This window comes from Corallococcus sp. Z5C101001 (assembly GCF_007352635.1).
In the GTDB taxonomy this organism is placed as follows: Bacteria; Myxococcota; Myxococcia; order Myxococcales; family Myxococcaceae; genus Corallococcus; species Corallococcus silvisoli.
The window spans coordinates 46,684-72,473 of record NZ_VKLU01000013.1; the positions used below are offsets into that span (position 1 = coordinate 46,684).

23 protein-coding genes are annotated in these 25,790 nt (G+C 71.1%); 6 read left to right on the forward strand and 17 right to left on the reverse strand.

Annotation, left to right across the window (positions count from 1 at the left end):
• Positions 1 to 77: 77 nt before the first annotated feature.
• Positions 78 to 3,425: a serine/threonine-protein kinase gene (locus FOF48_RS37595; protein WP_304503241.1), complete on the reverse strand. Its 3,348-nt coding sequence runs from the start codon at positions 3,423 to 3,425 to the stop codon at positions 78 to 80.
• Positions 3,409 to 4,704, reverse strand: coding sequence for a glutamate-1-semialdehyde 2,1-aminomutase (gene hemL, locus FOF48_RS27215; protein ID WP_143906142.1), 1,296 nt, complete (start codon positions 4,702 to 4,704; stop codon positions 3,409 to 3,411). The genes FOF48_RS37595 and hemL overlap by 17 nt, the downstream gene beginning before the upstream one ends.
• A 205-nt stretch (positions 4,705 to 4,909) precedes the next feature.
• Between hemL and gloA the strand changes: the two genes are divergently transcribed.
• The 3 genes from gloA to FOF48_RS27230 all read left to right on the forward strand — a co-directional run bounded on the left by gloA (position 4,910) and on the right by FOF48_RS27230 (position 7,827).
• Positions 4,910 to 5,296 carry a lactoylglutathione lyase gene (gene gloA / locus FOF48_RS27220; RefSeq protein WP_143906143.1) on the forward strand — a complete coding sequence of 129 codons (387 nt, stop codon included), beginning with the start codon at positions 4,910 to 4,912 and terminating at the stop codon, positions 5,294 to 5,296.
• Positions 5,297 to 5,527: 231 nt separating this feature from the next.
• The gene (gene mgtE / locus FOF48_RS27225; protein ID WP_143906144.1) at positions 5,528 to 6,856 is read left to right on the forward strand and encodes a magnesium transporter; all 1,329 of its coding nucleotides are present in this window, start codon (positions 5,528 to 5,530) and stop codon (positions 6,854 to 6,856) included.
• A gap of 47 nt (positions 6,857 to 6,903) precedes the next feature.
• Positions 6,904 to 7,827 (forward strand): hypothetical protein, encoded by a 924-nt coding sequence (locus FOF48_RS27230; protein WP_143906145.1) that lies wholly within the window; start codon positions 6,904 to 6,906, stop codon positions 7,825 to 7,827.
• A gap of 26 nt (positions 7,828 to 7,853) precedes the next feature.
• Here the strand turns inward: FOF48_RS27230 and FOF48_RS27235 are convergent, their stop codons facing one another.
• Together FOF48_RS27235 and FOF48_RS27240 are read right to left on the reverse strand one after the other, a co-directional pair.
• On the reverse strand, positions 7,854 to 8,603 hold the full coding sequence (locus tag FOF48_RS27235; protein WP_143906146.1) for an SDR family NAD(P)-dependent oxidoreductase: 750 nt from the start codon (positions 8,601 to 8,603) through the stop codon (positions 7,854 to 7,856).
• 108 nt (positions 8,604 to 8,711) lie between these two features.
• The gene (locus FOF48_RS27240; RefSeq protein WP_143906148.1) at positions 8,712 to 9,632 is read right to left on the reverse strand and encodes a tetratricopeptide repeat protein; all 921 of its coding nucleotides are present in this window, start codon (positions 9,630 to 9,632) and stop codon (positions 8,712 to 8,714) included.
• Between the two features lie 435 nt (positions 9,633 to 10,067).
• On the opposite strand from FOF48_RS27240, the gene FOF48_RS27250 reads away from it, so the two are divergent.
• Positions 10,068 to 10,901 carry an SDR family NAD(P)-dependent oxidoreductase gene (locus tag FOF48_RS27250; protein WP_143906152.1) on the forward strand — a complete coding sequence of 278 codons (834 nt, stop codon included), beginning with the start codon at positions 10,068 to 10,070 and terminating at the stop codon, positions 10,899 to 10,901.
• A 30-nt stretch (positions 10,902 to 10,931) separates the two neighbouring features.
• On the opposite strand, the gene FOF48_RS27255 is transcribed toward FOF48_RS27250, so the two are convergent.
• The 6 genes from FOF48_RS27255 to lspA (FOF48_RS27280) all read right to left on the reverse strand — a co-directional run bounded on the left by FOF48_RS27255 (position 10,932) and on the right by lspA (FOF48_RS27280) (position 15,979).
• Positions 10,932 to 11,267, reverse strand: a complete 336-nt coding sequence (locus FOF48_RS27255; RefSeq protein ID WP_328700857.1) for a hypothetical protein — start codon at positions 11,265 to 11,267, stop codon at positions 10,932 to 10,934.
• A gap of 358 nt (positions 11,268 to 11,625) precedes the next feature.
• Positions 11,626 to 12,147: an HAD family hydrolase gene (locus tag FOF48_RS27260; protein WP_143906154.1), complete on the reverse strand. Its 522-nt coding sequence runs from the start codon at positions 12,145 to 12,147 to the stop codon at positions 11,626 to 11,628.
• Between the two features lie 10 nt (positions 12,148 to 12,157).
• Positions 12,158 to 13,258, reverse strand: a complete 1,101-nt coding sequence (locus FOF48_RS27265; RefSeq protein WP_143906156.1) for an MXAN_5187 C-terminal domain-containing protein — start codon at positions 13,256 to 13,258, stop codon at positions 12,158 to 12,160.
• Between the two features lie 39 nt (positions 13,259 to 13,297).
• The gene (locus FOF48_RS27270) at positions 13,298 to 14,599 is read right to left on the reverse strand and encodes a prolipoprotein diacylglyceryl transferase (protein ID WP_143906158.1); all 1,302 of its coding nucleotides are present in this window, start codon (positions 14,597 to 14,599) and stop codon (positions 13,298 to 13,300) included.
• 105 nt (positions 14,600 to 14,704) lie between these two features.
• On the reverse strand, positions 14,705 to 15,313 hold the full coding sequence (lspA, locus tag FOF48_RS27275; RefSeq protein WP_143906160.1) for a signal peptidase II: 609 nt from the start codon (positions 15,311 to 15,313) through the stop codon (positions 14,705 to 14,707).
• 48 nt (positions 15,314 to 15,361) lie between these two features.
• The gene (gene lspA / locus FOF48_RS27280) at positions 15,362 to 15,979 is read right to left on the reverse strand and encodes a signal peptidase II (RefSeq protein ID WP_143906162.1); all 618 of its coding nucleotides are present in this window, start codon (positions 15,977 to 15,979) and stop codon (positions 15,362 to 15,364) included.
• A gap of 141 nt (positions 15,980 to 16,120) precedes the next feature.
• Between lspA (FOF48_RS27280) and FOF48_RS27285 the strand changes: the two genes are divergently transcribed.
• Positions 16,121 to 16,474 (forward strand): hypothetical protein, encoded by a 354-nt coding sequence (locus FOF48_RS27285; protein ID WP_143906164.1) that lies wholly within the window; start codon positions 16,121 to 16,123, stop codon positions 16,472 to 16,474.
• Positions 16,475 to 16,535: 61 nt separating this feature from the next.
• On the opposite strand, the gene FOF48_RS27290 is transcribed toward FOF48_RS27285, so the two are convergent.
• Positions 16,536 to 17,780 carry an endonuclease/exonuclease/phosphatase family protein gene (locus FOF48_RS27290; protein ID WP_143906166.1) on the reverse strand — a complete coding sequence of 415 codons (1,245 nt, stop codon included), beginning with the start codon at positions 17,778 to 17,780 and terminating at the stop codon, positions 16,536 to 16,538.
• A 241-nt stretch (positions 17,781 to 18,021) separates the two neighbouring features.
• Here FOF48_RS27290 and FOF48_RS27295 point away from each other — a divergent pair, with 241 nt between their 5' ends.
• On the forward strand, positions 18,022 to 18,786 hold the full coding sequence (locus tag FOF48_RS27295; protein WP_143906168.1) for a Mut7-C RNAse domain-containing protein: 765 nt from the start codon (positions 18,022 to 18,024) through the stop codon (positions 18,784 to 18,786).
• A gap of 42 nt (positions 18,787 to 18,828) precedes the next feature.
• Here the strand turns inward: FOF48_RS27295 and ileS are convergent, their stop codons facing one another.
• The 6 genes from ileS to FOF48_RS27325 are packed head-to-tail and all read right to left on the reverse strand — an operon-like array spanning position 18,829 to position 25,786.
• Positions 18,829 to 21,723 carry an isoleucine--tRNA ligase gene (gene ileS / locus FOF48_RS27300; RefSeq protein ID WP_143906170.1) on the reverse strand — a complete coding sequence of 965 codons (2,895 nt, stop codon included), beginning with the start codon at positions 21,721 to 21,723 and terminating at the stop codon, positions 18,829 to 18,831.
• A 53-nt stretch (positions 21,724 to 21,776) separates the two neighbouring features.
• The gene (locus tag FOF48_RS27305) at positions 21,777 to 22,058 is read right to left on the reverse strand and encodes a hypothetical protein (protein ID WP_143906172.1); all 282 of its coding nucleotides are present in this window, start codon (positions 22,056 to 22,058) and stop codon (positions 21,777 to 21,779) included.
• A gap of 30 nt (positions 22,059 to 22,088) precedes the next feature.
• The gene (locus FOF48_RS27310) at positions 22,089 to 22,778 is read right to left on the reverse strand and encodes a hypothetical protein (RefSeq protein WP_143906174.1); all 690 of its coding nucleotides are present in this window, start codon (positions 22,776 to 22,778) and stop codon (positions 22,089 to 22,091) included.
• Positions 22,779 to 22,789: 11 nt separating this feature from the next.
• Entirely contained in the window at positions 22,790 to 23,119 is a 330-nt protein-coding gene (locus FOF48_RS27315; RefSeq protein ID WP_143906176.1) for a hypothetical protein, read from the reverse strand.
• A gap of 1 nt (position 23,120) precedes the next feature.
• Positions 23,121 to 24,119, reverse strand: coding sequence for a pilus assembly protein (locus FOF48_RS27320; RefSeq protein WP_201756027.1), 999 nt, complete (start codon positions 24,117 to 24,119; stop codon positions 23,121 to 23,123).
• Positions 24,119 to 25,786 (reverse strand): pilus assembly protein TadG-related protein, encoded by a 1,668-nt coding sequence (locus FOF48_RS27325; RefSeq protein ID WP_143906181.1) that lies wholly within the window; start codon positions 25,784 to 25,786, stop codon positions 24,119 to 24,121. The genes FOF48_RS27320 and FOF48_RS27325 overlap by 1 nt, the downstream gene beginning before the upstream one ends.
• Positions 25,787 to 25,790: the final 4 nt, after the last annotated feature.

The window sequence follows — 25,790 nt, forward strand, 5'->3', positions numbered from 1 at the left end:
CGGTGGAGGACTCCGGCGGCGGCTTCACGGGCCAAGGCCCGCGCACCGGCTGCTGGCGAGGGACTGACGCAGGCGGCTCAGTCGGCGCCCCCCAGGCCCAGGGAGAGCCACACCAGCCCGAAGCCCAGGCCGACCGCCAGGGCCACCACCGCGAGCATGGCCCAGAAGCGGTACTGGGGCGGGATGGGCCACAGGCGCGGCATCCCGGGGCCGGAGGACTTCGCGGGCTTCTTCTTCTTGTTGTCGCGCTTCTGCGCCGCCAGCTCGGCCTCGCGGCGCTTCAGCTCCGCTTCCTTGAGGGCCGCGGAGATGTCCATGTCGTAGCCCACGAGCGTTTCGCGCGTCTTGGTCCGCACCTGCATCGGGCGGGTTTCGTGGGGCCGTTCGTCGACGACGGGCGCCTGCCTGCGAGGGATTTCCTTGGGCGGGACGTAGGGTGCGGCCTTCTCCGCCAAGTAGGCCGGCATGTTGCCCGTCGTCTGGGACAAGGCGCCGAAGATCTTCGCGGCCTCCAGCGCCTCGGTGGCTTCGCCCGCGCCGGAGGGCGTCCAGGGCACGGGCAGCTCCTCCTTGGACATGGGCCGGGTGGCGTCCGGGAAGGACTCGGTGGGCGGCGGGGCGGCGGGGCGCGCCTGGGGGGCGGCCCCGACGGACGTGGCGGGACGGGACTGGGGGTCATCCCCGCCGGCGGGACGCGATGGAGCGGCGGGGCGCGCCTGGGGGGCGGCGCCCACGGAGGTGTTGGGGCGCGCGGGAGAGGCTTCGGCGCCGGAGCGTGCCTGCGGGGCCGCGCCCACGGAGGTATTGGGGCGCGCTGTCGGCGCGGGGGCGCGCTGCGCGGGAGGCGGGTTCGCCTTGGAGCGTCCCGGCTTTTCGACGTCGGTGCTCTCCTCTTCGTCGTCCGTGTCCGGGTGGCGGGCCAGGGGAGCGGCGCCTTCGGTGGCGTCGTCCTCGCCGGAGCCCGGCGTCCAGCCGGCGGAGCCTGCTCCGCTCTTGCGCGAGGGCCGCTCGTTCGTCGTGGAGTCCTCACTGCCTGCGCCGGGAGTCCAGCCCGGGCGCGAGGGGCGGTTCTGCATCGGTGAGTCCTCCGGGGCCAGGGGCGGCCCCTCACGGTGAGACGCTCGAAGGTGTGAAGCGGAGTCTTCCGCGTCCGGGCTCGGATTCCAATCGATGTGACGCGGTTGGCCAACCGCAGCCTGCCTGTCCGGGCTGGAATCCGCACCCTCGCGAGCGCCTTCACCCGGGTCGGTGGGGTCCTCGGAGCCCGGGCCCCGAGAGGGTTCCGTCGGCGTGGAAGCCTCTCGTGGGGTGGCGTCGTCCGACCCCGACCCCAGCGTCCATTCCGCGCGGTGGGGCATGGAGCGTTCGTACGCGGTGGCGGCTTCTCCGCCCGCGCCTGGAGTCCCATCGGCAGGGGGTGGCGTCACGGATGCGGTGGGCTCCGCGATGCCAGGGCCCGGGGCCCACCCACTCGGTCGTGGTTGTCCTGGCGCGGTGGGCTCCGCGATGCCGGGGCCCGTGCTCCACCCGTTCGGTGGTGGCTGTCCTGGCGCGGTGGACTCCACGGCGCCCGTGCCCGTGGCCCACCCACTCGGTGGCGGCTGTCCTGGCGCGGTGGACTCCGCGGCGCCCGTGCCCGGGGCCCACCCGTTCGGTGGTGGCTGTCCTGGCGCGGTGGACTCCGCGGCGCCCGTGCCCGTGGCCCACCCACTCGGTGGCGGCTGTCCTGGCGCGGTGGACTCCACGACGCCAGCGCTCGTGCTCCGTCCACTCAATAGGGACTGTCCTGGCGCGGTGGGCTCCACGACGCCAGCGCTCGTGCCCTGTCCACGCTGTGATGGCTGTCCTGGCGCGGTGGGCTCCACGACGCCAGCACTCGTGCCCCATCCACTCAGGGGTGGCTGTCCCGGCGCGGTGGGCTCCGCCGTGCCCACGCCCGGCACCCAGGCGTCCTTCGTGACCTCCTGGTTGTGCAGCCGCACCGGAGGCGCCCGGCGGAGACCGCCCTCATCCGCCACCACCACCCACGGCCGCCGCGCCACGGCCCCCTCCGTGCTCGCCGCTTTCAAGGCCGCGGCGGCGCGCAGCGCCTGCTCCACCTGCGCCGAGTCCAGCGCCTCTGTCTCCTGACCCGCGGAGAGGCCCGCCCCCAGCCGCGCGGCCCGCAGCGCCTGCTCCACCTGCGCCGCGTCCAGCGCCTCCGTCTCCTGGCCCGCGGAGAGGCCCGCCCCCGCGTCCAGCCGCGCGGCCCGCAGCGCCTGCTCCACCTGCGCCGCGTCCAGCGCCTCCGTCTCCTGGCCCGCGGAGACATTCGCGGCCCGTCGCAACTTCGCCGCGTCCAGCGCCTCCGTTTCGATGTCCTCCTGCGCCCGGAGCAGGTCCGCCGTGGGCGGCAGGTCCACCGACGGGAACTCCTGCTGCGTGCTCGCGCGCTCGGGTTGTTCCCGCAACAGGGCATCCAACGTCTGCTGCTCGACGACCTTCTCGCGAGGGAAGGCCGCCGACATCAGCCGCACCAGGTCCTGATCCGTCGCTTCCGGCGCCAGCTTCTCCTTCAGCGCCGCCAACGCCTCCGCCATCGCCGTCGCCGTGGGGAAGCGGTCATTCGGCTCGGACGCCAGCGCCCGCACCAGGAACGCGTCCACCGCGCGCGGCAGGTCCGGCCGGTAGCGCCCCGCGGGCTCCCACTGCGGATAGGCCGCGCGCCGCCAGCGCTCCAACGGGTCGCCCCGCTGCGACAACGGCTTCCATGAGAACAACTCCCACAACACCACGCCCACCGCGTACAGGTCCGCCCGCCGATCCACCGTGCGCTTGCGGGCCTGCTCCGGCGCCATGTACGTGAGATTGCCAATCACCACGCGCGGCGCCGTCTGCTGCTCCTTCAACGTGGACTGCGCCGCGCCGAAGTCGATGATCTTCACCTCGCCCGCGTAGCTCACGCACACGTTCGCGGGGGACAGGTCGCGGTGCACCAGATGCAACGGGTGCCCCTCCTCATCCGTCGCGTCGTGCGCGTACGCCAGCCCCTCGCACAGCCGCTGGCCCAGCTGCAGCAGCGGGCCCAGGGGCATGAGCCGCTGGCGCTGGCGCAGCCGGTACGCGAGCCGGCTGAGCGTCTTGCCCAGCACGTACTCCATCGCGAGGAACAGCTGCCCGTCCACCTCCCCCATCGCGTACACACGCGCGATGTTCGGGTGCGCCAGCCGCACCACCACGCGGGCCTCGTCGCGGAAGCGGCCCACGAACTGCCGGCTGTCCACCAGCCCCGGCAGCACCTTCTTCACGACCACCGCCCGGCCCACGCCCTCCTCGCGCGCGAGGAAGACCTCCCCCATCCCCCCGGCGCCAATGCGGCGCACGAGGGTGTAGGGACCGAAGCGCACGGGCCCGGTCAGGGCCTCCGGTTCAACGGGCGTCGCCAAGCGCGCGGAACGCCTTGCGGGCCGCGGCGAGGACGTGCGCCACCTCCGGCTCGCCGATGGCCAGCGACACGAACGCCGCCTCGAACTGGCTGGGCGGCAGGTACACCCCTTCGTTCAGCATCGCGTGGAAGAAGCGCCCGAACTTCGCCGTGTCCGCCTTCTTCGCGGACCCGTAGTCGAACACCGGCTCCGACGTGAAGAACACCGTGAGCATGCTGCCCACGCGGTTCACCGTCACCGGCACGCCCGCCGCCTTCGCCTCCGCGAGGAAGCCCTCCTCCAACAGCAGGCTCACCTGCTCCAGCCGCGCGTACGTGCCCGGCGCCGCCAGCGCCTTCAGGCACGCCATGCCCGCCGCCACCGCCACCGGGTTCCCGGACAGCGTGCCGGACTGGTACACCGGCCCCTCCGGCGCCACCTTGGACATGATGTCGCGCCGGCCGCCGTACGCGCCCAGCGGCATGCCGCCGCCCACCACCTTCGCCATCGTGGTCAGGTCCGGCTTGAGCCCGTACAGCTCCTGCGCGCCGCCCCGCGCCAGCCGGAAGCCCGTCATCACCTCATCCATCACGAAGAGCACGCCGTACTTCTGGCAGAGCGCCTGCAACCCCTGGAGGTAGCCCGGCCGGGGCACCAGCACGCCCATGTTGCCCACCACGGGCTCGATGATGGTGCAGGCGATGTCCTTGCCCTTCTCCTGGAAGATGCGCTCCACGGCCTCCAGGTCGTTGAAGGGCGCGGTGAGCGTGAGCGACGCCAGCGCGGCCGGCACGCCCGGCGAGTCCGGCAGGCCCAGCGTCTCCACGCCGCTGCCCGCCTTCACCAGGAACGGGTCGCCCGCGCCGTGGAAGCAGCCTTCGAACTTGAGGATGTGTTCGCGGCCGGTGAAGCCGCGCGCGACGCGGATGGCGGCCACCGTGGCCTCCGTGCCGCTGGACACCAGCCGCACCTTCTCCACCGACGGCATCGTGGCGCAGAGGAGCTCCGCGAACTCCACCTCCGCCGCGACGGGCGCGCCGAAGGTCGTGCCGCGCCGGGCGGACTCCAGGATGGCGTCGATGATGGGCGGATACGCGTGCCCCAGGATGAGCGGGCCCCAGCTGCCCACCAGGTCCACATAGCGGTTGCCGTCCACGTCGGTGAGCCACGCGCCGGCGCCTTCCTTGAAGAAGACGGGGTCGCCGCCCACGCCGCGGAAGGCACGCACCGGAGAGTTCACGCCACCCGGGATGCGCGCCTGCGCACGGGCGAAGAGGGCCTGGCTTTGAGCGTGTTTCATGCCGTGTTCCATAGCACGCGGCGGACGCCCGTCCCCGTCCCGCGTGGCCCTCGGGTGTCGCCTTTTCGCGCTCGAACGGACGCCTGCTCGCATGGCCCCGCACCGCGCCCTCCCCCGGAGGCCGTCCGTCACCCGGTCGTCACCCCCCGACGGGAGGCGTCACGCGCGGCTTCACCCCGCCATCCCCGGCGGTTATAGCCAGCCCATGCGCATCCTCCACACCATGCTCCGTGTCGGCGACCTGGAGAAGTCGCTCGACTTCTATACCCGCGTGCTCGGCATGACGCTCCTGCGCCGCCAGGACTACCCGGACGGCCGGTTCACGCTCGCCTTCGTCGGCTACGGCCCCGAGGACACCCACCCCGCGCTGGAGCTCACCCACAACTGGGACACGGCGAAGTACGAGCTGGGCTCCGCCTACGGCCACATCGCCCTGGGCGTCAGCGACATCCACGCCACCGCCAACGCCATCCGCCAGGCCGGCGGCAAGGTCGTCCGCGAACCCGGCCCCATGAAACACGGCACCACCGTCATCGCCTTCGTGGAAGACCCCGACGGCTACAAGGTCGAGCTCATCCAGCAGAAGCCCTGACCCCCTCGCGGGCCGCCCTCTCGCGGGGGCCGCCAGGCCCCTGGACCGGGCACCGGGTCCTGGGGTCGGGCCCGGGGGGCGGCCGGGAGGGTTGGACAGACCAGGCAGGCGGACGCGAATTCAGCGCGATGTTTCGCGCCTTCCGCTCGCCGTGTCCGCGGCAGGGGTGTAGAGAGGCCCGCGCGCGTCGCATCGAGACGCGCACCCTCCCCCCTTACCGAGGCCGTCGTCATGGTGGAGAGTCCCCAGAGCCAGAACGCGTTGTCCCCCGATGAGCTTCACGAGGCCTGGGCGGTGCTGTCCGTGGACGAGCGCCTGGAGGGGTTCCGGCTGCTGCCCGCGGCGGTGGCGGACGACTTCTTCCTGGGCCTCACGGCGCGCGAACAGGGCGAACTCATCCTCAGCCTTCCCCAGGGCGAGCGCCGCACCTGGGTCCGCCTGCTCCCCCCGGACGACCTGGCCGACCTGGTCCAGGCGGTGGAGGCGGAACAGGTGGACGCCATCCTGTCGCAGCTGGACGACGCCAGCCGCCGCGAGGTGAACGTCCTGCTGGCGTACGCGGAGGACGACGCGGGTGGCTTGATGAACCCGCGCTTCGCCCGCGTGCGCCCGGACATGAGCATCGACGAGGCCATCGGCTACCTGCGCAAGCAGGCGCGGGAGCGGGTGGAGACCGTCTATTACGCCTACGTGCTGGACGCCGAGCAGCGGCTGCAGGGGGTGCTGTCCCTGCGCCAGCTCTTCCAGGCCGCGCCGGACAAGCGCGTGGCGGACGTCATGCAGCGCGACGTCATCACGGTGGCGGAGAACACGGACCAGGAGGCGGTGAGCCGCTCCTTCTCCGAGCACAGCTTCATGGCCCTGCCGGTGGTGGACGAGGCGCGGCACATGAAGGGCATCGTCACGGTGGACGACATCGTGGACGTGGTGCAGGAGGAGGCCACGGAGGACATCCAGAAGGTCGGCGGCATGGAGGCCCTGGACGCGCCCTACTTCGACGTGGGCTTCCTGGCGATGCTCAAGAAGCGCGCCGGCTGGCTGCTGGTGCTCTTCCTGGGGGAGATGCTCACCGCCACGGCCATGGGCTACTTCGAGCATGAAATCGCCCGCGCCGTGGTCTTGAGCCTCTTCATCCCGCTCATCATCAGCTCCGGAGGCAACTCCGGCAGCCAGGCCACCACGCTCATCATCCGCTCCCTGGCGCTGTCGGAGATGCGGCTGAAGGACTGGTGGCGCGTGGCCCGGCGGGAGCTGGGCACCGGGCTGGCGCTGGGCGCGGTCCTGGGCGCGGTGGGCCTCACGCGCGTGCTGGTGTGGCAGACCCTGTTCCACAGCTATGGGGAGCACGCGCTGCTCATTGGCATGACGGTGGGCGCGTCACTGGTGGGCGTGGTGACGTTCGGCACGCTGTCCGGGTCCATGCTGCCGTTCATCCTGCGGCGCGTGGGCTTCGACCCCGCGAGCGCGTCCGCGCCCTTCGTGGCCACGCTGGTGGACGTGTCCGGACTCGTCATCTACTTCACGGCGGCCAGCCTCATCCTTCGCGGCACCCTGCTGTAGTCGGCGACGCTCCGGGGCCTGACACCCGGAAGCCCCGGAGGCCCCACGTGATTCCCACCACCCGTCGGCGCACGCTCACCCTCGCGGCGCCCGAAGCCCCTGGCCGTCCCGCCCACGTGGCCGCCGCCAGCGGGCTGGTGCGCGCGGGGGACTGGCTCTACGTCGTCGCGGACGACTCGCTCCACCTGGCCGTGTTCCCCGCCACGGGCGACGCGCCGGGGCACACCGTGCGGCTCTTCCCCGGCGACCTCCCGGACGCGCACGCGGCGCGCAAGGCGGCGAAGCCGGACCTGGAGGCGCTGTGCCGGCTGGGGCCCTGCGCGTCCTTCGCGCACGGGGCGCTGCTGGCCCTGCCGTCGGGCTCGACGCCCGCGAGGCGCCGCGCGGCGGTGCTGCCCCTGAACGCGAACGGGACGCTCGCGGGGCCGGCGCGCACGGTGGACTGCGCCGCGCTCTACGTGCAGCTGGAGCGGGAGCTGGTGGCGCTCAACGTGGAGGGCGCGGCGGTGGCGGGCAAGCGGCTGCGGCTGCTCAACCGGGGCAACGGCGAGGGCGGCGTGGACGCGCTGGTGGACCTGGACCTGGACCGCGTGCTGGGCAGCGTGGACGCGGGCCTGCTGGGGCCGGAGGCGGTGCGCACCGTGCGCCGCTGGGAGCTGGGCGAGGCGAACGGCGTCCGGCTGTCCTTCACGGATGCATCGCCGCTGCCGGACGGGCGCGTGGTGTTCACCGCCACGGCGGAGGCGTCCCGCGACCGCGTGGCGGATGGGCCGGTGCGGGGCTCCGCGGTGGGGGTGCTCGCGCCGGACGGCACGCCGGTGTACCTGGACGCGGTGGACGCCGCCGTGAAGCTGGAGGGCGTGGACGCGCGCGTGGAGGGCGGACGCATCCACCTGCTGCTGGTGGCGGACGCGGACGACCCGGCGGTGCCCGCGCCGCTGCTGGAAGCGCTGCTGCCCGTGCCGGGCTGAGCGCGCGCGGCACGCGCCCGCGGACGTCAGCCCTGGCGCTTCACCAGCAGCGGGCCGAAGGCCTGCACCACCGGCATCATCGAGACGACGTTGATGTTCACGTGCGCGGGCCGCGTGGCCACCCAGTACACGGTGTCCGCGACGTCGTCGGGCGTGAGCGGCTGGGTGTTGCCGTAGAGCGCGGCGGCCTTCGCGTCGTCCCCGCGGAAGCGCACGTTGGAGAACTCCGTCCCGCCCAGCAGCCCCGGCTGGATGTCGGTGACGCGCACCGAGGTGCCGTGCAGGTCCGCGCGCAGGTTCAGCGTGAACTGATGCACGAACGCCTTCGTGGCGCCGTACACGTTGCCGCCCGGGTAGGGGAACTCCCCCGCGATGGAGCCGATGTTGATGACGTGGCCCCGGTCGCGCGCCACCATGCCCGTGAGCGCCTCGCGCGTGCAGTACAGGAGGCCCTTCACGTTGGTGTCCACCACCACGTCCCAGTCCTCCAGCCGCGCTGCCTGCGCGGGCTCCATCCCCAGCGCCAGCCCCGCGTTGTTCACCAGCACATCCACCGGCGCGAACTCCGCGGGCAGCGAAGCGAACACGGCCTTCACGGCCTCCTTGTCCGTCACGTCCAGCGTCACTGGCAGCAGCCGCTCACCCAGCTCCGCCCGGAGCGCCTCCAGCCGGTCGCCCCGCCGCCCGGCGGCGATGACGCGCGCGCCCTCCCGCACGAAGCGGCGCGCGATGGCCTGCCCGATGCCCGCCGTGGCCCCTGTCACCAGCACGTTCATGTGATGCCTCCCACGCAAGGGACACGGCCCCGCCGTCTCCCGGCTCGGAGCGTTACATGGCACGCGGGAGCGGAGGGCGCACGCGAATGCGCCAGGGACGGCGGGCGCTCAGTCGCCGCGGTCGTGGGCCGCTTCCTCGGCGGAGCCGCCCATGGCTTCCACGGAGGTGCGCGCCTGCTTGCTGCGGTCGAACGCCACTTCCTTCTGACCAATGCCTTCCGGCGTGAGGTTCGCCAGCCGGCGGCGAGCCCGCGCGATGGCGTCCTGCACCAGCGCCGGCTCCGGGTGCGTCTTCAACGCCTCCACCCAGGTCTCGATGGCCTTCTCGTTGTCGCCCGCGTCCGCGCGCAGCTTGCCCATCTCGAAGAGGGCGTACGGCGCCAGCTCCGAATCCGGGAAGCGCGTGCGCAGGTCCGCGTACGTGCGCAGGGCCTCCTGGCGCTTGCCGTCCACCATGGCCAGGGCCTGCGCTTGGAGGAACAGCGCGTCGTCCACGTAGGCGCTGGCGGCGAAGCGCTCGGGCAGCTTCTTCGCCTCCAGCTCGCACTGCGGATAGTCCGCCAGCTCGAAGTAGAGCTTGGCCACCTGGTACTGCAGCTCCGCGCTCTGCGGCGGGTTGCGGTGCAGGGCCGCGGTGAGCTGGTCGATGGCGCCGCGCAGGTCGCGGTAGTGCACCCGCAGCAGCTCCGCCAGGATGATGCGCGCGTCCAGCGCCTCCGGGGACTCCGGGCACTGCTGGATGAGCTGGCGGTAGACGGACACCGCCTCCTTCACCTTGCGCTGCTCCAGCCAGTACACGTCCGCGGCGCCCTTGAGCGCGCGGGCGCGCATCACCAGCGCCTCCGCGGACTCGTCGCGCAGCAGCATGTCGTACGCCTTGCGGTACTCCACCAGCGCTTCGTCCGGGCGCTTCTCGAAGATGGCGTCCCGGGCGCGCTGCATGTGGTCCACCGGCTTGTCGCGGCACCCGGTGACGGCGAGCGCCCCCACCGTCAGCACCCAGGCCCAGCGCGGCGCGCCGCGCGTCATTGGCAGGACTCCGGGATGAGGCGCACGCAGCGCGTCTCGTCGCAGCGCACGCACTCGCGCTCGGAGGAGACGTCCGTCACGCAGACGAAGACACGCGAGGTCCGGGGGCAGTCCTCGGAGGTCACGCAACGGTAGAGACCCCCGTCGGTCCGGGTGATGTCCACTGACGTCGAACCGCAGGACTCCAGGTTGTTGCACCCGAGGAGCCCGGCCGCCGCGACCGCCATTGCTGCCAACCCAACGCGTTGCACGCCCCGGGTTCTAGCCAACTTCCGCCCCCGGGTCACGAACCGTGCGCCTGCCCGCCCGCCCGTCGGAAACCCGGGCTTCGTGAAAAGCGAGCACGGGTGAATGGCCACCCTTTCGCCCGGCGTGCTAGCCCTGTCGCGTCACGACGTCGCCCCCTCCCCTCGCCGTCCCTGGAGTCTTGAAACCATGAGCCTTCCCTCACGTCCTCGCGCGGTGGTGACGGGTGCCGGCAGTGGCCTTGGCCGTGCGCTCTGTGAAGCCCTGGCGGCCCGCCAGGCGCGGGTGATGGTGTCGGACGTGAACGCGGCCGCCGCGGAGGACACCGCCCGCCGCGTCACGGCGCTGGGCGGCGAGGCGCGGGTGCACCCGTGCGACGTCACGAACGCGGAAGCGGTGGAGGCGTTGGCGCGCGCCACGGACGACGCGTTCGGCGGCGTGGACCTGGTGGTGAACAACGCGGGCGTCGCGACCGGCGGCGCGGTGGGGACGCTGCCGCTGGCGGAGTGGAAGCGCGTGCTGGACGTGAACCTGTGGGGCGTCATCCACGGCTGCCACGCGTTCGTCCCCCGGCTGCGCAAGCAGGGCTCGGGGCACGTGCTCAACATCGCGTCCGCCGCGGGGCTCGTGTACGCGCCGAACCTGGCGGCCTACAACACGTCCAAGGCCGCGGTCGTCGCGCTGTCGGAGACGCTCTACGCGGAGCTGCAGCCGCTGGGGCTGGGCGTCACGGTGGCGTGCCCCACGTTCTTCCGCACGAACATCGCCGCCGCGGCCGCGCCGTACTCCGACCCGGGCACGCGCCGCCTGAGCGTCAAGCTGGTGGACCATTCGAAGATTGGCCCGGAGTGGGTCGCCGAGCGGCTGCTCAAGGCGGTGGACCAGGGCGCGCCGCACGTGCTGCCCATGGCGGATGCGCGCTGGTTCTGGCGCCTGCGGCGGCTGGCCCCCGGCATCTTCCTCCGGGGCGTCATCGCGGTGGAGAAGCGCATGCGCGACCGCGCCACGCGCATGCCCGGCTAGCACCCGGCTCCGCCGCGCCGGCCGCCCAGGTCAGTTGCTGCGCTGCTTGGGCGCCTTGCCAGAGGTGAGCACCGCGGCGTCCACGGACGCCATGGAGTTGCGCTGCTTCACGGTCCGCGCCTTCTGGTTCTGCTTGTCCTCGTGCTTGAGGATGGCGGCGATGTGGGCATCGGCCACCTTGCACTGGATGACGCTCACCTCCTGGTGGCGCCTCCCCAGCTCGTTCCACATCGCGAGCCGGCCCTGGCTGCCCATGAGCCGGTCCTCGACCGCGTCCAGGGCCTGATCCATCTGCTTGCCCTCGGCCTCCAGGGCCGCGAGGCGCGCTTCGGAGTCCTCCGGGGACTGGCCGCATCCGGTGGCCACGGCGAGCCCCACGGCCGCTGCCAGTCCGAGCCCTACCCGCCACATCCCCACGTCGCCTCCCAAGCGTCTCGGACCGTCCACCGGCCGTCAGGCAGCGCAAGGTAGGAACGGCCTCCAGGAGCGACAACCCGCACTCGCCGCGGGGATGCGCGCGTTTCCAGGAGCGAACGTTCGGGCATCGCTCCTCTCCCGCGGGTTTGACGATGCGTCAGAAGGGGCCTCGCTCACCGCATCGCACCCACCCCTCGGATGGGGAGGGTCATGTCCGGAGGAGTCGCACGATGAAGGATGCACGAGGACCCGGAGCCCCGTGGTGGGAGGCCCGGTGCGCTCGCGGTCGCGCGACGGGAAGGAGCCGTCACGTCGAGGGCGTGGCGTGCGCCCGGTGCTTCAGGATGAACTCACACACCTCGCGCGCGGCGCCGAAGCCCGCGGCGCGCTGGGCCACGTAGTGCACCTTCGCGCGCACCTCGTCCGGGGCCTCGGGCACGGTGGCGGAGAAGCCCACCGCGTTGAGCAGCGGCAGGTCCACCACCTCATCGCCCATGTAGCCGCAGTGCTCGGCGGACACGTTGAGGATGCCGAGCAGCTTCTCGAAGTGCACCACCTTGTCCTGGCTGCCGAAGTGCACGTGGCGCAAGCCCAGCGACTGCATGCGCATCTGCGCGGAGAGGCTGTCCCCGCCGGAGATGGCGGCCACCTCGATGCCCGCCTCCTGGAGGCGCTTGATGCCCATCCCGTCGCGCACGCTGTACATCTGCGTCCACCCGGAGTGGGGGACCCAGAAGATGCGGCCGTCGGTGAGCGTGCCGTCGATGTCGAAGATCATCACCGACAGGCGAGCCACCCGCGCCTTGAGCGCCTCCAGGTCCTGGTTCATCCGCGCCTCCCTACTTGGGCACGGCCTTGAGCGAGGCCTTGCCGTCCTTGATGACGACCTTGAACTCCACGGCCTTCGCGTTGTGCTGCTTGAGCAGCTCCGGCACCTGCTTGCGCAGCGTGGCCGCCACCGACTCGTAGGACATCTTGGACGTGTCCTCCTGGCAGCGGCGCTTCGCGGTGACATAGGCGTCGTACACCGCGCGCAGCTTGTCGTCGGACATGCCGCCACCAGGGCCCGCCGCCGCGGGGCGGGGCGGCGCGGCGACCGGGGCCGCCGCCGGAGCCTTCGCGGCCATGCCAGGAGGCACCGCGGGACGTCCCGCCGCCGGAGTCCCCCCGGCCACCGCGGGTGTCACGGCGGGCAGCTTCGACGCCGCGCCCACCGCCGGAGTCCCCTTCTGGGGCGTGCCGACCACGGGCGAGATGGAGGGCAGGCCCCCCACGGGCGCCACCGAGGGCGTGCCCGACCTCGGCGTGGCGCCGGGCGGCACCAGCCCGGCGGGCGTGCCCCGGGGCGGAGCCCCCGACGGCTGCGCCGCCACCGCGGGCGTCCCCCGGAAGGGCGTTCCGCCCACCGGCGCCACGTCCTTCACCCCCAGCAGCTCCGAGGCGAGCTTCGGCTCGTTGATGGGCCGGCGCCCGGCGAGCTGCTCGATCTCCTCGAAGTCCATGTCGGAGATCTCTTCCGGGATCTCCACCACGCCCTTCTGGCGCTCCCCGGCCGCGGGCTTCTTCGCCTCGGCGCGGCGGCGGGCCTTGGCCAGGTCGCGGCGGTAGGTGCCGGCCTCGATCTCCTGGAGCGTGCGCGTCCACAGCCGCTCGTAGGTGAGGAACTTGTTGTGGAGGCTCTGCACGCGGAACTTCACCGACGTGCTGCGGATGAAGGCCCCCTTGAGCTTCAGCATCCGCTTCTTCAGGTCCTCATGCGCGCGGATGGGCGCCTGGCGCTCCATCCCCATGAAGTACTGCTCGTAGGTGTGGCGCAGCTCCGCGATCGCCGCTTCCATCTCCTCGCATTCATGGAGGGCGGCTTCACTGGAGGAGCTGGCGTCCTGGGAGGGCCGGGCCCCGCCTTTGACGGCGGGTCGGGCGTTGTCGGGCGGCGGCATGTCCCCGGAGTGTCCCCAACCCGGGCGCGGCTCGCAACCTCAGGCCGCCGAGGGTGTGGACCCCAGGGCAGCCCCCTCACCCGCCGGTCGGTGGCGCGCCAGCAGCACCGCACCGAACGTAAACATACACAGGGAGATGAACTGGCTGGTGGACACGTTGTACCAGGCCTCCAGGGGCACCGCGCCCGCCAGCCCGTGGGCGCCCAGCGACTCCAGCAGGCCGTGCAGGGTGCCGCGCTCCAGGTCGCCCCGGAACAGCTCCACCGAGGTGCGCAGGACGGCGTAGGCCATCAGCCAGAGGGCGAAGATGTGCCCGTGGAAGCGACGGGAGCGGCGCGCGTACAGGAGCGCCACGAAGAGCACCAGCTGCCCCACCGACTCGAAGAGCTGCGTGGGGTACACCGGCAGGGTGGTGCCGTGCTGGACCACCCAGTCGGAGATGCGCACCGCGCCCGGCGCCGCGTGGTGGAGCACCTCACCGGTGGCCTCCACGACGAAGCGGCTGTCCCCCGCCTGCGAGCCATACGCCAGGCTGGATGCGCCCCCGGGCTGGCCGAACAGGTCCAGGGCCAGCCGGGAGCCCGGGAAGGTGACGCCCGTGGCCGAGTGGCTCCCCGCCATGTCCCCCCAGCAGCACCCCGCGGAGAAGCACCCCAGGCGCCCCAGGCACTGCCCCAGCGACACGGTGGGGATGCACACGTCCGCCAGCCGCAGGAAGTCCAGCCCGTGCCTGCGCGCGAAGAGGAACGCCGCCAGCCCCGCGCCGATGAGGCCGCCGTAGAACACCAGCCCGCCGCCCAGGGAGAAGGCCTGCGTCCAGTCGTCCGCGTAGTCCCGCCAGTTCACCAGCACGAACAGCAGGCGGCTGCCCACGAGTCCGCCCACGAGGACCCAGAACGCCATGTCCATCACCTGCTCGCGCCGCTTCGGCCCCTCCGTGTCCACCCAGCCCTGGCCCTCCACGTGCGTCACCCGGCGCCACTCGTCCTGCGCCAGCCGGCCCGCCACCGCCACCGCGGTGACGAAGCCCGTGGCCAGGAGCACGCCGTAGGTGTGCAGCGGGATGCCCTCGCCCCTGCCACCGGGGAACGCGTCCGCGGGCAGCGCGTACTTGAGCCCGAAGTACGCGAGCAAGCCGCCCACCGCCGCGAACCCCACCGCGCGCAGGAGCTTGTCCTGGGACGACGCGGGCGCCTCCTTGCCGGACTTTGGATCCACCGGCCCCAGCGTGCCCCTCCAGCCGTTGACGGCGACGGAGGCCACGACGCCCACCGCGACGGCGTACAGCAGCAGCTGCGTCCACAGGCTGGTGAAGGTGAGGCGCAACAGGACGGGGAGCATGGGGACCTCGGAGGGGCGGCCCGGACGAGCGGCGGGGACAACCGGAGCGGCCGGAGGCGACATTCCCGGCCGGACTTCAGCGGCGCGTTCCCGGCGAGGGGACGCTCAGGCCTTGGCGGTCGAGGAGGCGGGCTTCTCCTTGCGCACGAAGCCGTCCACCACGAGCATGCCCACGCCGATGCAGATGGCCGCGTCCGCGACGTTGAACGACGGCCAGGCGGCCTTGTCGTACCAGTGGGCCTCCAGGAAATCGATGACGAAGGCCCGCGTCACGCGGTCGATGAAGTTGCCCAGCGCGCCGCCCAGCACCAGCGGCAGGCCCCACAGCGCCCACACCTCCGCGGGGTCCGTGCCGGTCAGCTTCCGGAAGTAGAAGACGATGAGCACCACCGCCCCCAGCATCACGACGTTGAAGAGCGGGCCGCGCACGTTGGGCGGCAGGTCGCGGAACATGCCCCACGCGGCGCCCGGGTTCTCCGCGTAGCGGAGGCGGAAGAAGTCCTCCACCACCTCCACGTGCGTGCGGGGCTGGAAGTGCAGGCCGTTGCGGCCCACCTCTTCCGCGGGCGTGTACAGGGCGCCCAGCCGCTGGCCCAGCGTGGTGGTCCCGTCGAAGCGGGTGGTGAGGTCGCGCACGACCAGGTACTTCGTCCACTGGTCGAGCACGATGACGCCCAGGGTGAGGGCGAGGAGGATGGCGTATTTGCGCGGCACGAAGAGGGCTTATATCCGCCCCCTCCCGGCGCGTCACGGACGCGGGTGCTAGGGATTCTGGACGAGCGGCGGAGTGGACACCGGGGCCGGCCGGCGCACGGAGTCCAGCAGCATCAGCGCCACGCCCACGCAGATGGCCGCGTCCGCCACGTTGAACGTGGGCCAGCGCATGCCCGGCTGGTTGCGCCAGTGCCAGTCGATGAAGTCGATGACGTAGCCCCGGATGAGCCGGTCCACGAAGTTGCCCAGCGCGCCGCCGGTGATGAGCGCCAGCGCCACGCGCACCAGCCGCTGGGACGCGTCCGTGCGTCGGTACAGCGCCAGGATGAACGCCAGCGCCGCCAGGCTCACCACGTGGAAGAACGCCTTGCGCGCGGTGTCCGGCAGGTTGGAGAACATGCCCCACGCCGCGCCCGGGTTCTCCACGTAGCGGAAGTGCCAGTAGTCCTCGATGAAGCGGTACGGCCGGGTGTTCTTGCGGAACACGCCCTCCGTGGGCGGGTCGTTGTCCAGGTTGCGCTCGCTGAGGAAGCCCGCGACGCGCGACATGCCGCTGCGGCCATCCAGGGCTTCCGTCAGCCGCGACACGGCCAGGTACTTGGTCACCTGATCCGCCGCCAGCACGGCGAGGACCACGACGAGGAGGAGGCGGAGGGAGGCTTTCATGCGGTGCCCCGACCTCTATCGCGCCCCTGGGAGCCCTGACAACCCGGACACGGTCCAGAGTCCACCAGCTCGCTCGCCTCCTCCCTCCCGGAGGTCGCGCGTTTCGGGCATGGTGCGCCCATGGCGCCTGTTGAGCCCGACGTGAAACCCTCCGCTCCCGACATTGCCCCACCCGGAACCACCGCGCCGCCGGCGACGAAGCCCTCGCTGATGGCGCGCTTCAAGGCGCTGTTGGTGGACTACGGCCCGCTGGCCATCGCGGTGAACTACCTCATCTTCGGCCTGGTCATCGTGGGCTTCTGGGCGGCCATCCGGGCCGGCTTCCAGCCCCAGGGCACGGGGGCGCAGGCGGGCGCGTGGGGCGCGGCCTATCTGGCCTCGCAGGCGGTGAAGCCGCTGAGGCTGGCGGCGGTGTTCGTGCTGACGCCGCTCATCGCGCGCATCCCGCCGGTGGGGCGCTTCATCGCGAAGAACAAGCACAAGTGGAGCTTCTGAAAAGACACGGGCCGGACACCGGGGAGCCCCCGATGACCGGCCCGAGCCGTGTTCACGCCGACTAGAAGTTGGGCGTGAGGAACGTCTTCACGACGCCCATGTGCTGCATGCTGGCGGCGCCGCTGTCGGTGTTCATCGCCGGGGCGATGTCCGAGATGGGCGTGTAGACGCGGCTGTCGAGCACCAGGCCGTTGGCGAAGGTGCTGGTGCCGACGACGGTGGCCACCTGGAACGGGCGCAGGTCGCTGTCCACCAGCACGTGGTCGTAGGGCTTGCTGCGGGACGCGTTGGTGCCGTCCTTGCCGTTCTTGTCCGCGGGGTGCGGGCCGGCCGTGTCGACCACCTGCTTGAAGGTGGTGAGGCAGGCCTCGGAGCGGCTGTCGGTGTTGAAGTCACCGCCGATGGCCAGGTAGTCGTTCTCCGGGATGTTCGACTTGATGTAGCTCACCAGGCTGGTGGCCTCCGCGGAGCGGTTGCCGGAGCTGGTGGTGAGCAGGTGCACGCTGACCACCCAGAGGTCACGCGGCCCCGGGATGTCGATGCGCGCCCAGGCGAAGTCGCGGTTGGCGACCTTGGGGTCGTCCCACTCACCCGACTCGATGATGGGGTAGCGGCTGATGACGCCGTTGGGGATCTGCGCGCCGCCCTCGCGGTAGTAGTAGAAGCCCGGGCCGAAGGTGGTGTCGACCATGCTCCGGATGTCCGCGGCGGAGTTCGACTTGTAGTTGAACTCCTGGATCATCACGACGTCGGGCTTCACGCCCTGCATCAGCCGGATGCCGTGGCCGGGGTCGTAGTTCTGGCCGTTGCCGCTGGAGAGGTTGGCCGCCATCAGGCGGATCTGCGTGTAGCCACCGTCGGAGCCCGAACCGGCGTCCGTGCCCGCGTCCGTCGTCGAACCGGCGTCCGTGCCCGCGTCGACCGTCGAGCCGGCGTCCGTGCCCGCGTCCGTCGTCGAGCCAGCGTCCGTGCCCGCGTCGACCGTCGAGCCGGCGTCCGTGCCCGCGTCGACCGTCGAGCCGGCATCCACGTCGGAGCCAGCGTCCACGTCGGATCCGGCATCAACGGGAGTGCCCGCGTCGTCCGAGTCCACGGGCTCGCCAGCATCGACGATGGGGCCCGCGTCGGAGCCAGCATCCTCGGTGATACCCCCATCCACGGTGGGGCCCGCGTCGCTCCGGGTGCCCGCATCAGCGGAGGTCCCCGAATCCGACGGAGGCGTGGGCTCATCACCCGGGCCACAAGCGAGGGCCAGGAACCCCAGCGCCACGAGTGGGCGGAGGAACGGGGGGAGCTTCATGGACATACAGGGCCTGAATCCTTGCTTCCGAGGGTGTCGAGGGGGTGACCCATCGGCTTCGGCGCGCCGACTGGCGCGTGATTATAGAAGTTTGCAAGGAAGCTGTCCCCTGACTGTCCGTGAGGAATCCCTCCCCTGCCTTTCAAGAATCCGAGAGCCACCGCGACACGTATCTGCGGAAGACTCGGATTCAAAGGAAGACATCAACGAATCCAGTCACGACGCAGCAAGACGTGAGGAGTCCAGGATGTCAGCACGACAGCTCACGGTGCGGTTCCACGGCGCGCTGAACGACTTCCTCGCACCGGAGCGACGGGGGCAGGTGCTCACGCAGGTGTTGCAGGGGAGCCCGTCGGTGAAGGACCTCATCGAGTCGCTGGGGCCGCCGCACCCGGAGGTGGACGTGGTGTTGGTGGACGGCGAGCCGGTGGGGTTCGGGCACCGGGTGGAGGCGGACACGCGCGTCGACGTGTATCCGGTGACGGTCCGGGTGTCGCGCGTGGCGGCGGAGTCGCGCGTGGGACCGCCGCTCCCGGCGATGCCGCGCTTCGTGTTGGACGTGGGGCTGGGGAGGCTTTCGGGCTTCCTGCGGATGCTCGGCTTCGACACGCTGTGGCGCAACGACTTCGCGGACGACTTCCTGGCGCGGTTGTCGCGCGACGAATCGCGGGTGTTGCTCACGCGGGACCTGGGCCTGCTCAAGCGTTCGGAGGTCGTGCACGGCTACTTCCCGCGAGCCACCGACCCGGCGCACCAGCTGGTGGAGGTGGTGCGGCGCTATGGCCTGACGTCGCGCATGAAGCCCTTCTCGCGCTGCCTCGCGTGCAACGCCCCGCTGTCTCCCGCCACGCCGGAGGAGGTGCGCGGCCGCATCCCCGAAGGTGTCGCCGAGCGCCAGTCCCACTTCCGCCAGTGCCCCGGCTGCCAGCGCGTCTTCTGGCCCGGCACGCACCACGAACGCATGCAGAACCTGGTGGACACGCTGCGACGGCTGGAGACCTCCGACACCTAGCCAGGGGGCAGCACATCCACCTGCCCCGAATGATGTCTCACTTCAGGGCAAAGCCTCACGGCACTTGAGACACACGTCCCCGCCCTGCCCCACCTCTTCCGAGTACACCCAGCATCGGGGGCACTTCGCCCCCAGCGCGGGCAGCACCTCCGCGGACAGCGGCGCGCCCTCTCCAAACACCTGTGAAACATCCAGCGCCTTCGCCGCGACGGATGCCGTGTCCGCCACCTCCACCTGGCTCACGATGAACAGCCCGGGCAGCTCCGCGAGGTGCGCCTGGAGCAGCTCCTTCACCGCCCCACCCGCCGTCAGCACCACGCGCGCCTCCAGCGACGCGCCGATGCGCTTCTCCCGCCGCGCCGCCTCCAGCACGCCCTGCACCGCGCTCCTCACCGCGAAGAGCTTCGTGTAACGCGCCTCCAGCTCCGGCGGCATCGCGGCCCCTGCCTCCGCGAGGCCCGCCAGGAACACGCTCTGGGCGCGCTCGCCCGGCAGGTGCTGCCATGCCTCCTCCGCCGTGAAGCTCATCACCGGAGCCAACAGCGGCAGCAGCACCGTGAGCACCTCGTGCAACACCGTCTGCGCCCCCCGGCGCGCGGGCCCATCCGCCTTCGCCGTGTAGAGCCGGTCCTTCAGGATGTCGAAGTACACGGCTGACAAGTCATTGGCGCAGAAGTCCACCACCGTCGCGTACACGAGGTGGAATTCGTAGTCCTCGTATGCCTGCCGCACCCGCGCCGCCACCTGCGCCAGCCGTCCACGCGCCCACTGGTCCAACGGCGGCAGCGCATCCCCAGCCACCGCGTCCTTCGCGGGGTTGAAGTCGTGCAGGTTGCCCAGCGCGTAGCGCAAGGTGTTGCGAATCTTCCGGTAGCCCTCCGACAGGCCCTTGAGGATGGCGTCCGACAGGCGCACGTCGTTGCGGTAGTCGCTCGCCGCCACCCACAGGCGCAGCACCTCCGCGCCGTACTGCTGGATGACCTTGTCCGGAGCCACCGTGTTGCCCCGGCTCTTGGACATCTTCTCGCCCTGGCCATCCACCACGAAGCCGTGCGTGAGACATGCCTTGTAGGGCGCCACGTCGCGAGTGCCCACCGACACCAGCAGCGACGAATGGAACCAGCCCCGGTGCTGGTCGCTCCCCTCCAGGAACAGGTCCGCCGGCACGCGCTGCCGCTTCTCCAGCACCGCGGACGCCATGCACGCCGAGTCGAACCACACATCCAGGATGTCCGTCTCGCGGTGGAACCCACCCGCGCCGCAACGCGGACACCGGAAGTCCTCTCCGAGGAAGTCCTTCACCGGCGTGCGGTACCACACGCCCGCGCCCTCCTTCTCCACCGCCGCCGCCACGCGCTCCATCACCTCGGGAGACACCACCGCGTCGTCGCACCCGTCGCAGTACGCGATGGGGATGGGCACGCCCCAGCTGCGCTGCCGGCTGATGCACCAGTCCGGGCGCCCCTCCAACATGCCCCGGATGCGCGACTGTCCCCAGGACGGCACCCAGCGCACCGTGTCCACCTGCTCCAGCACCGCCTGCCGGAAGGTCCGCGTCCCCTGGAACGGCGCATCCATGGGGATGAACCACTGATACGTCGCCGCCTGGATGACGGGGTGACGGCAGCGCCAGCAGTGCGGATAGCTGTGCGTGACCGTGTCCGCCTTGTCATTGAGCAGCGCCCCCCGCTGCACCAGCAGGTCCAGCACCACCGGGTTCGCGTCGAACACGCGCCTGCCCGCGAGCACCTCGCCCACCGTGTCGTCGTAGCGGCCGTCCGAGCGCACCGGGTTGTAGATGTCCAGGCCGTACGCGAGGCCGACCTCGTAGTCCTCCTGGCCGTGCCCCGGCGCCGTGTGCACCAACCCCGTGCCCGCCTCCAGCGTGACGTGCTCGCCCAGCACCACGCGCCCCTGCCGTGCGTAGAACGGGTGCTGATACGTCACGTGCTCCAGGTCCTCGCCCGTCGCGTACGCGACGATGCGCGAGGGGTCCACCAGCGCGGGTGACGACACCTCGCCCGTGGGCAGCTGCACGTGCTTCACCGCCAGCTCGTCCGCCTTCACCTCCGCCAGCACCTTCGCCAGCAGGTCCTTCGCCACGCAGAGGACGCGGTCCTCCAGCCGGTAGAAGACGTATTCGAACGTGGGGTTCACCGCGATGGCCAGGTTGGCCGGCAGGGTCCAGGGCGTGGTGGTCCAGATGACGAAGGACACCCGCTGCCCCTGGAGCCGCGGCAGCCGATCCGCCAGCGAGGCCCCCGCGTCGAAGGCCACGTACACGGACGGAGACGTGTGCTCCGCGTACTCCACCTCCGCCTCGGCGAGCGCGGTCTGGTCCTGGAGACACCACGCCACGGGCTTCTTGCGCCGGTACAACATGCCCCTGCGCGCGAACGCGGCCAGCTCGCGCACCTCCTGCGCTTCATAGGAGAAGTCGAGCGTCCGGTAGGGCGCCTCCCACGAGCCGAAGACGCCGAGCCGCCGGAACTCCTGGCGCTGGATGTCCACGAACTCCAGCGCGTACTCGCGGCAGCGCTCCAGCAGCGCGTCGCGCGACAGGGTGCGCTTGTCCAGCTTCTGTTCCTTGAGGCGCTTCTCCACCGCCTGCTCGATGGGCAGGCCGTGGGTGTCCCAGCCGGGGATGAAGTCACAGGGGCGTCCGGAGAGGTTCCGGAACTTCACCACGATGTCCTTCAGCACCTTGTTGAGCGCATGCCCGGCGTGCAGGTGGCCGTTGGCGTACGGAGGCCCGTCCGCCAGCACGAAGGGCTCACCGCCCGCGTTCTTCGCGAGCAATTGCTTCCACACGCCGTGCTCTGCCCACCACGCGAGCAGGCGCGGCTCGAGCTGGCCCAGGTTCCCCTTCATGGGGAACTCCGTGCGCGGCAGGTGGACGGTGGTGTCGAGGTCCTTGCGGGAGGGGGCGTCGCTCATGGCTCCCGCGCCCGTAACACCCTCCCGCCGGTCCTTCAATCACACGCGCGGACTCAGTCGTCGTGGTCGTGCGCGTGAGGCGCGGACTCCGACTTGCCCTTGCCCTTGGGACACTTCTTGGCGCACTTCGCCTTCGTGTCCTGGAACCTCTTCGTGCAGCGGTCAGCGCACGTCTTGTCCTTGGCGGAGCACTTGTTCACACAGGCCTGGAGCGTGGAGCCCGCGTTGAGGGAGCACTTCTGGTCGCACGTCTGCGCGAGCGCCTGGGGCGCCACCAGCATGGCGCCCAGCGCCACCCATCCCCACCAGCCACGCATCGCGATTCGGGTCTTCATGTCGGTCACGTCTTCCCTCGTCCAGGAGCTTCACTCACCCGGAGACAACCCGTCATCCGGGAGCGCCGCGCGGCGCACCAACCGCACCGCCACCGGGCCTTCCCTGGTGACGCCCAGGTTGAGCGCGATCTCCTCGCTGGAGGACTTGAACACGCGCGGCTGGATCTCCTTGTAGCCCGCCTTGAGCAACTGCTCGCGGTAGAAGGCCTCCACGTCCGCGCTCGTCTTGCCGGACACCGTATAGCTCAGCGTGCGCGCGCCCTCCGTCTCCGCCGTCAGCACCTTGGAGGCGCCAGGGAAGAGCGGCAGCCCCGCGGGCTTGGGCGCCTTCGCGGCGCCCAGGTTCGCCTCCCCCAGGAACACCGTGGTGGTGCTGTCCGGGTTCACCTGGAGGATGGCCGTGTAGGAGATGAAGTTGCGCGTGTCGAGGGCGGTCACCATCGGCTCGCGGAACAACTGCGGCTGCTTGTAGGCCTCCGGCACCACGAAGCCCCAGGAGATGAACCGGTCCACCACGCTCTGGAGGATGGTCTGCGCCTTCTCCTTGCTGCGCACCGCCCGCAGCTTCACCGGCACGCCGTTGGCGTCCACCTGCCCCGGCACGTCCACCACGCTGACGGTCTGTGGAATCTCCCAGGTGAAGTTGGCCCGCTGGGCCCATCCGGGGCTGACCGCCCCCAGCGCCAGCAGCAGGACCGCCCTACGAATCGCGCGCCGCATCCAGCCCCTCCCTAGTGGTGCGAACGCGCGGCCTTGACGGACTTCGCCTTCTTCGGCCCCGTGTCGCCCTCCGCCTTGGGGCAGCGGGACTTGCACTGGTTGAACTGGGCCTGGAACTTCTGGGTGCAGCGCACGGAGCAGCTGCGGTTGCTGTCGGCCTTGGCGGAGCCGGGATCCCCGGGCGACGGGCACGCGCTGATGCAGGCCTGGAGCGTGTCCCCGTTCTTCGTCGCGCAGTCGGTGTTGCAGGAGTTGCTGTCCGCGCGCGCGGTGGACGCCGTCAGACACACGCCCAACACCAGCGCCAACACTCCACCCGACAGCAGGCTTCGCTTCTTCATCTCAACAATCCTTTCCCAGGAAGCAGCCACCGTTGCCGGTGCGCTCCAGATAGGAGATTCCGTAATGGGGGGTGGTGATGCCAATCATCGCGCCGGGCGTCGTGTTCCACAGGTTGCCCAGGGGCGCGGGGAGCATGAAGTACTGCATGAAGTTGGTCTCTTCTCCCGCCGCGCTCATCCAGAAGGTGTTCTCCCGCTGCATCAGCACCAGGGGGGGCAGCGGATTGTAGAAGAGGGCATCCATCGCCAGGAAGCTGGCGTAGGTCGGGATGGGCAGCGTGGTGGGCTCGTAGACGAGCTTCGTCGCCGAATAGAAGGGAACGTTGGTGCAGGGCACCGCCATGTCCTGGAACAACAGACAGGTGCTGGACTCCACCTCGTTCGACAGGCCCCAGTCATCCACGAGCATGGAGAAGCGGGCTCTGCAATTGCCGCCCACCGCGCGCCCCACGCCGCACACCTGGATGTTGGCGTGGACGGCATCCTGGTGCCGCTCCTTGTACAACCCACCCTCGCCCGGATTGTCCAGGAACGAGCTGGGCAGGTTCCACGAGCTCAGGTTCGCCTGCGAGCCGCACGAGGTGCCGCCCTCGTCGCGGTAGACCAGCCGGGTCAGGATGGGGCCGTTCCAGCCCAGCCCCCCGTTCCGGCGGCAATCGACGCGCAGGCCCGAGCCGCGGGTGAAGACCTGGGTGATGGTGTCGCCGTGGTTGACGGACGACAGCCCGTTGAAGTCCGCGTAACGCGCCTGGGCATCATCCCCCGCCCGCTGCATGGAGTCATGGGCCGAGCCGTAGTCCACGGGGATGTCGTGCATCTCTCCGTGCGTGCCGTTCCACAGGGCGGACACCGCGGCCTCCTGCACCTTCAGCGACAGGAAGCCCACCTCCGCGAAGTGGATGCCGAACACCAGGATGGTGATGAACAGCGTGACCCCGATGGCCGCCTCGACGATGGACTGGCCCCGGCCGTGCCGACGGTGACGAAGGATGTCGCGCATCACTGGAACCCCCTGAAGCCCACGCGCTGCAGTTCCCGGATCATCTGGGCGGAAGCCGGAGAGCTGGCGCCCAGGGCGTTGGCGGCGTCCGCCAGACCCGAGTTGTCGGTGTCCACCGGCACCAGCGTGGCGCGCCAGTACGGATTGAGCAGGTTGGGCGGCTCGCTCCAGTGGGAGAAGCTCAGGCTGCGGCCCCGGTGGTAGTAGGCGATGCCCGTGGACAGCGCCGTCTGGATGCCCAGCGGCGTGCCGTCCGCCATGGTCGCGCTGCGGTTGTCGAACTTGCCCGCGTTCGGATCCGGGTTGTTGTTCTCGAAGCGGAAGCGGAACGCCAGGTTCCACGGGTCCTGCTGCGCCGCGGGCATGTTGCTGCGGTCGCGCTGGATGACCGCGAAGTTCTTCGGCTGCCCGAAGTTGTTGCCCTCGCCGTTGGGCCACAGCTCCAGCAGGTTGTAGTCCATGAAGGGCGGCCAGATGCCCGGGCAGCTCGACACGCCGCCCAGGCAGGGAACCAGCATGTGACGCGCCATCGCCGCGGGATCCGCGCCGCCCAGCCACATATGCGTGGGCGTGGGCATGATGCCGCCGGAGGCCGCCACCTGCGCGTAGGCCGGCAACGAACCGCCCACCGCCACCGGACACGGCGGGCCGCCACCGTGCGCGATGTGGTTGTAGAGGTAGACCACGATGCTCGCGTCCTCGGCCGTCACCGCGGGGGCATAGGGCGGAAACAGCGGGTACTGGAGCACCGGCTTGCCGAAGTAGCCCGTCCCCTCGCCTTCGACGACCGCGGCGATGTCCGGCGGCATGATGACGAAGGCCAGGTTCGCGTCGTGCGCCGCGTAATCCATGATGGTGCGGGACGTGACGAAGTGGAACCCGCGGCTGCCCATGGCCGCGTCCACGCTGTGGGCCACCGTCAGCGGCAGCGGGTCGCAGACCGCGCCACTGCCCGCGCACATCGTGTTGTTCGCCAGCTCGTTCCTGGAGACGTTGCCCGCCGAGGGCGCGCGCCACCCCGCGTCGCGGGGGTTCTGCCCCGAGGTCAGGTCGCCCAGGATGTCGTTGGCGAAGCCCTGGCCACCCACCTTGCCCTGGAGCTCCTTGAAATCATCCAGCGCGGAGGCGTAGAGCGCGCCCGCGGCCAGCTGGTGCAGGCGCATCTGCCAGCCCACCATCGGATCCAACGACTGGAACACCGCCTCCACGCGCATGTCCTCGCGCTGGAGCGTGCTCATCAGCCGGCCCAGGTCCGTCACGCCGCGGATGCCGCACTGGCACATGCGCGCGCAGAAGCCGTTGCTCCAGGCGCACGGGCACCCCGCGGTGGCGAACGCCTGGTAGACGGGCAGCCACGACGCGTAGCCGAACTTCGCCGCGTTGAGCTCGCCCCGGTAGAGGCTCGCCCAGCTCAAGAGGCTGGCCGCGCCGGCGTTCGCCACCATGTGGGCGATCTCCGAGCGGTTGATGACGGCGATGGTGTTGAACGTGCGCGCGGTGGCCACCGCGTTGGAGTACGCCGCCGCGTCCGCCACCGTCTGGACCTCGATGCGCTCGCGCACCTTCATGGTGAACGACAGCGTGAGGACCACCATCAGCACCAGCAACAGCATGCTGAGGACGAACAGCACCAGGGTCTGACCGCGCTGGGCGGAGGAGCGCTTCATGGAG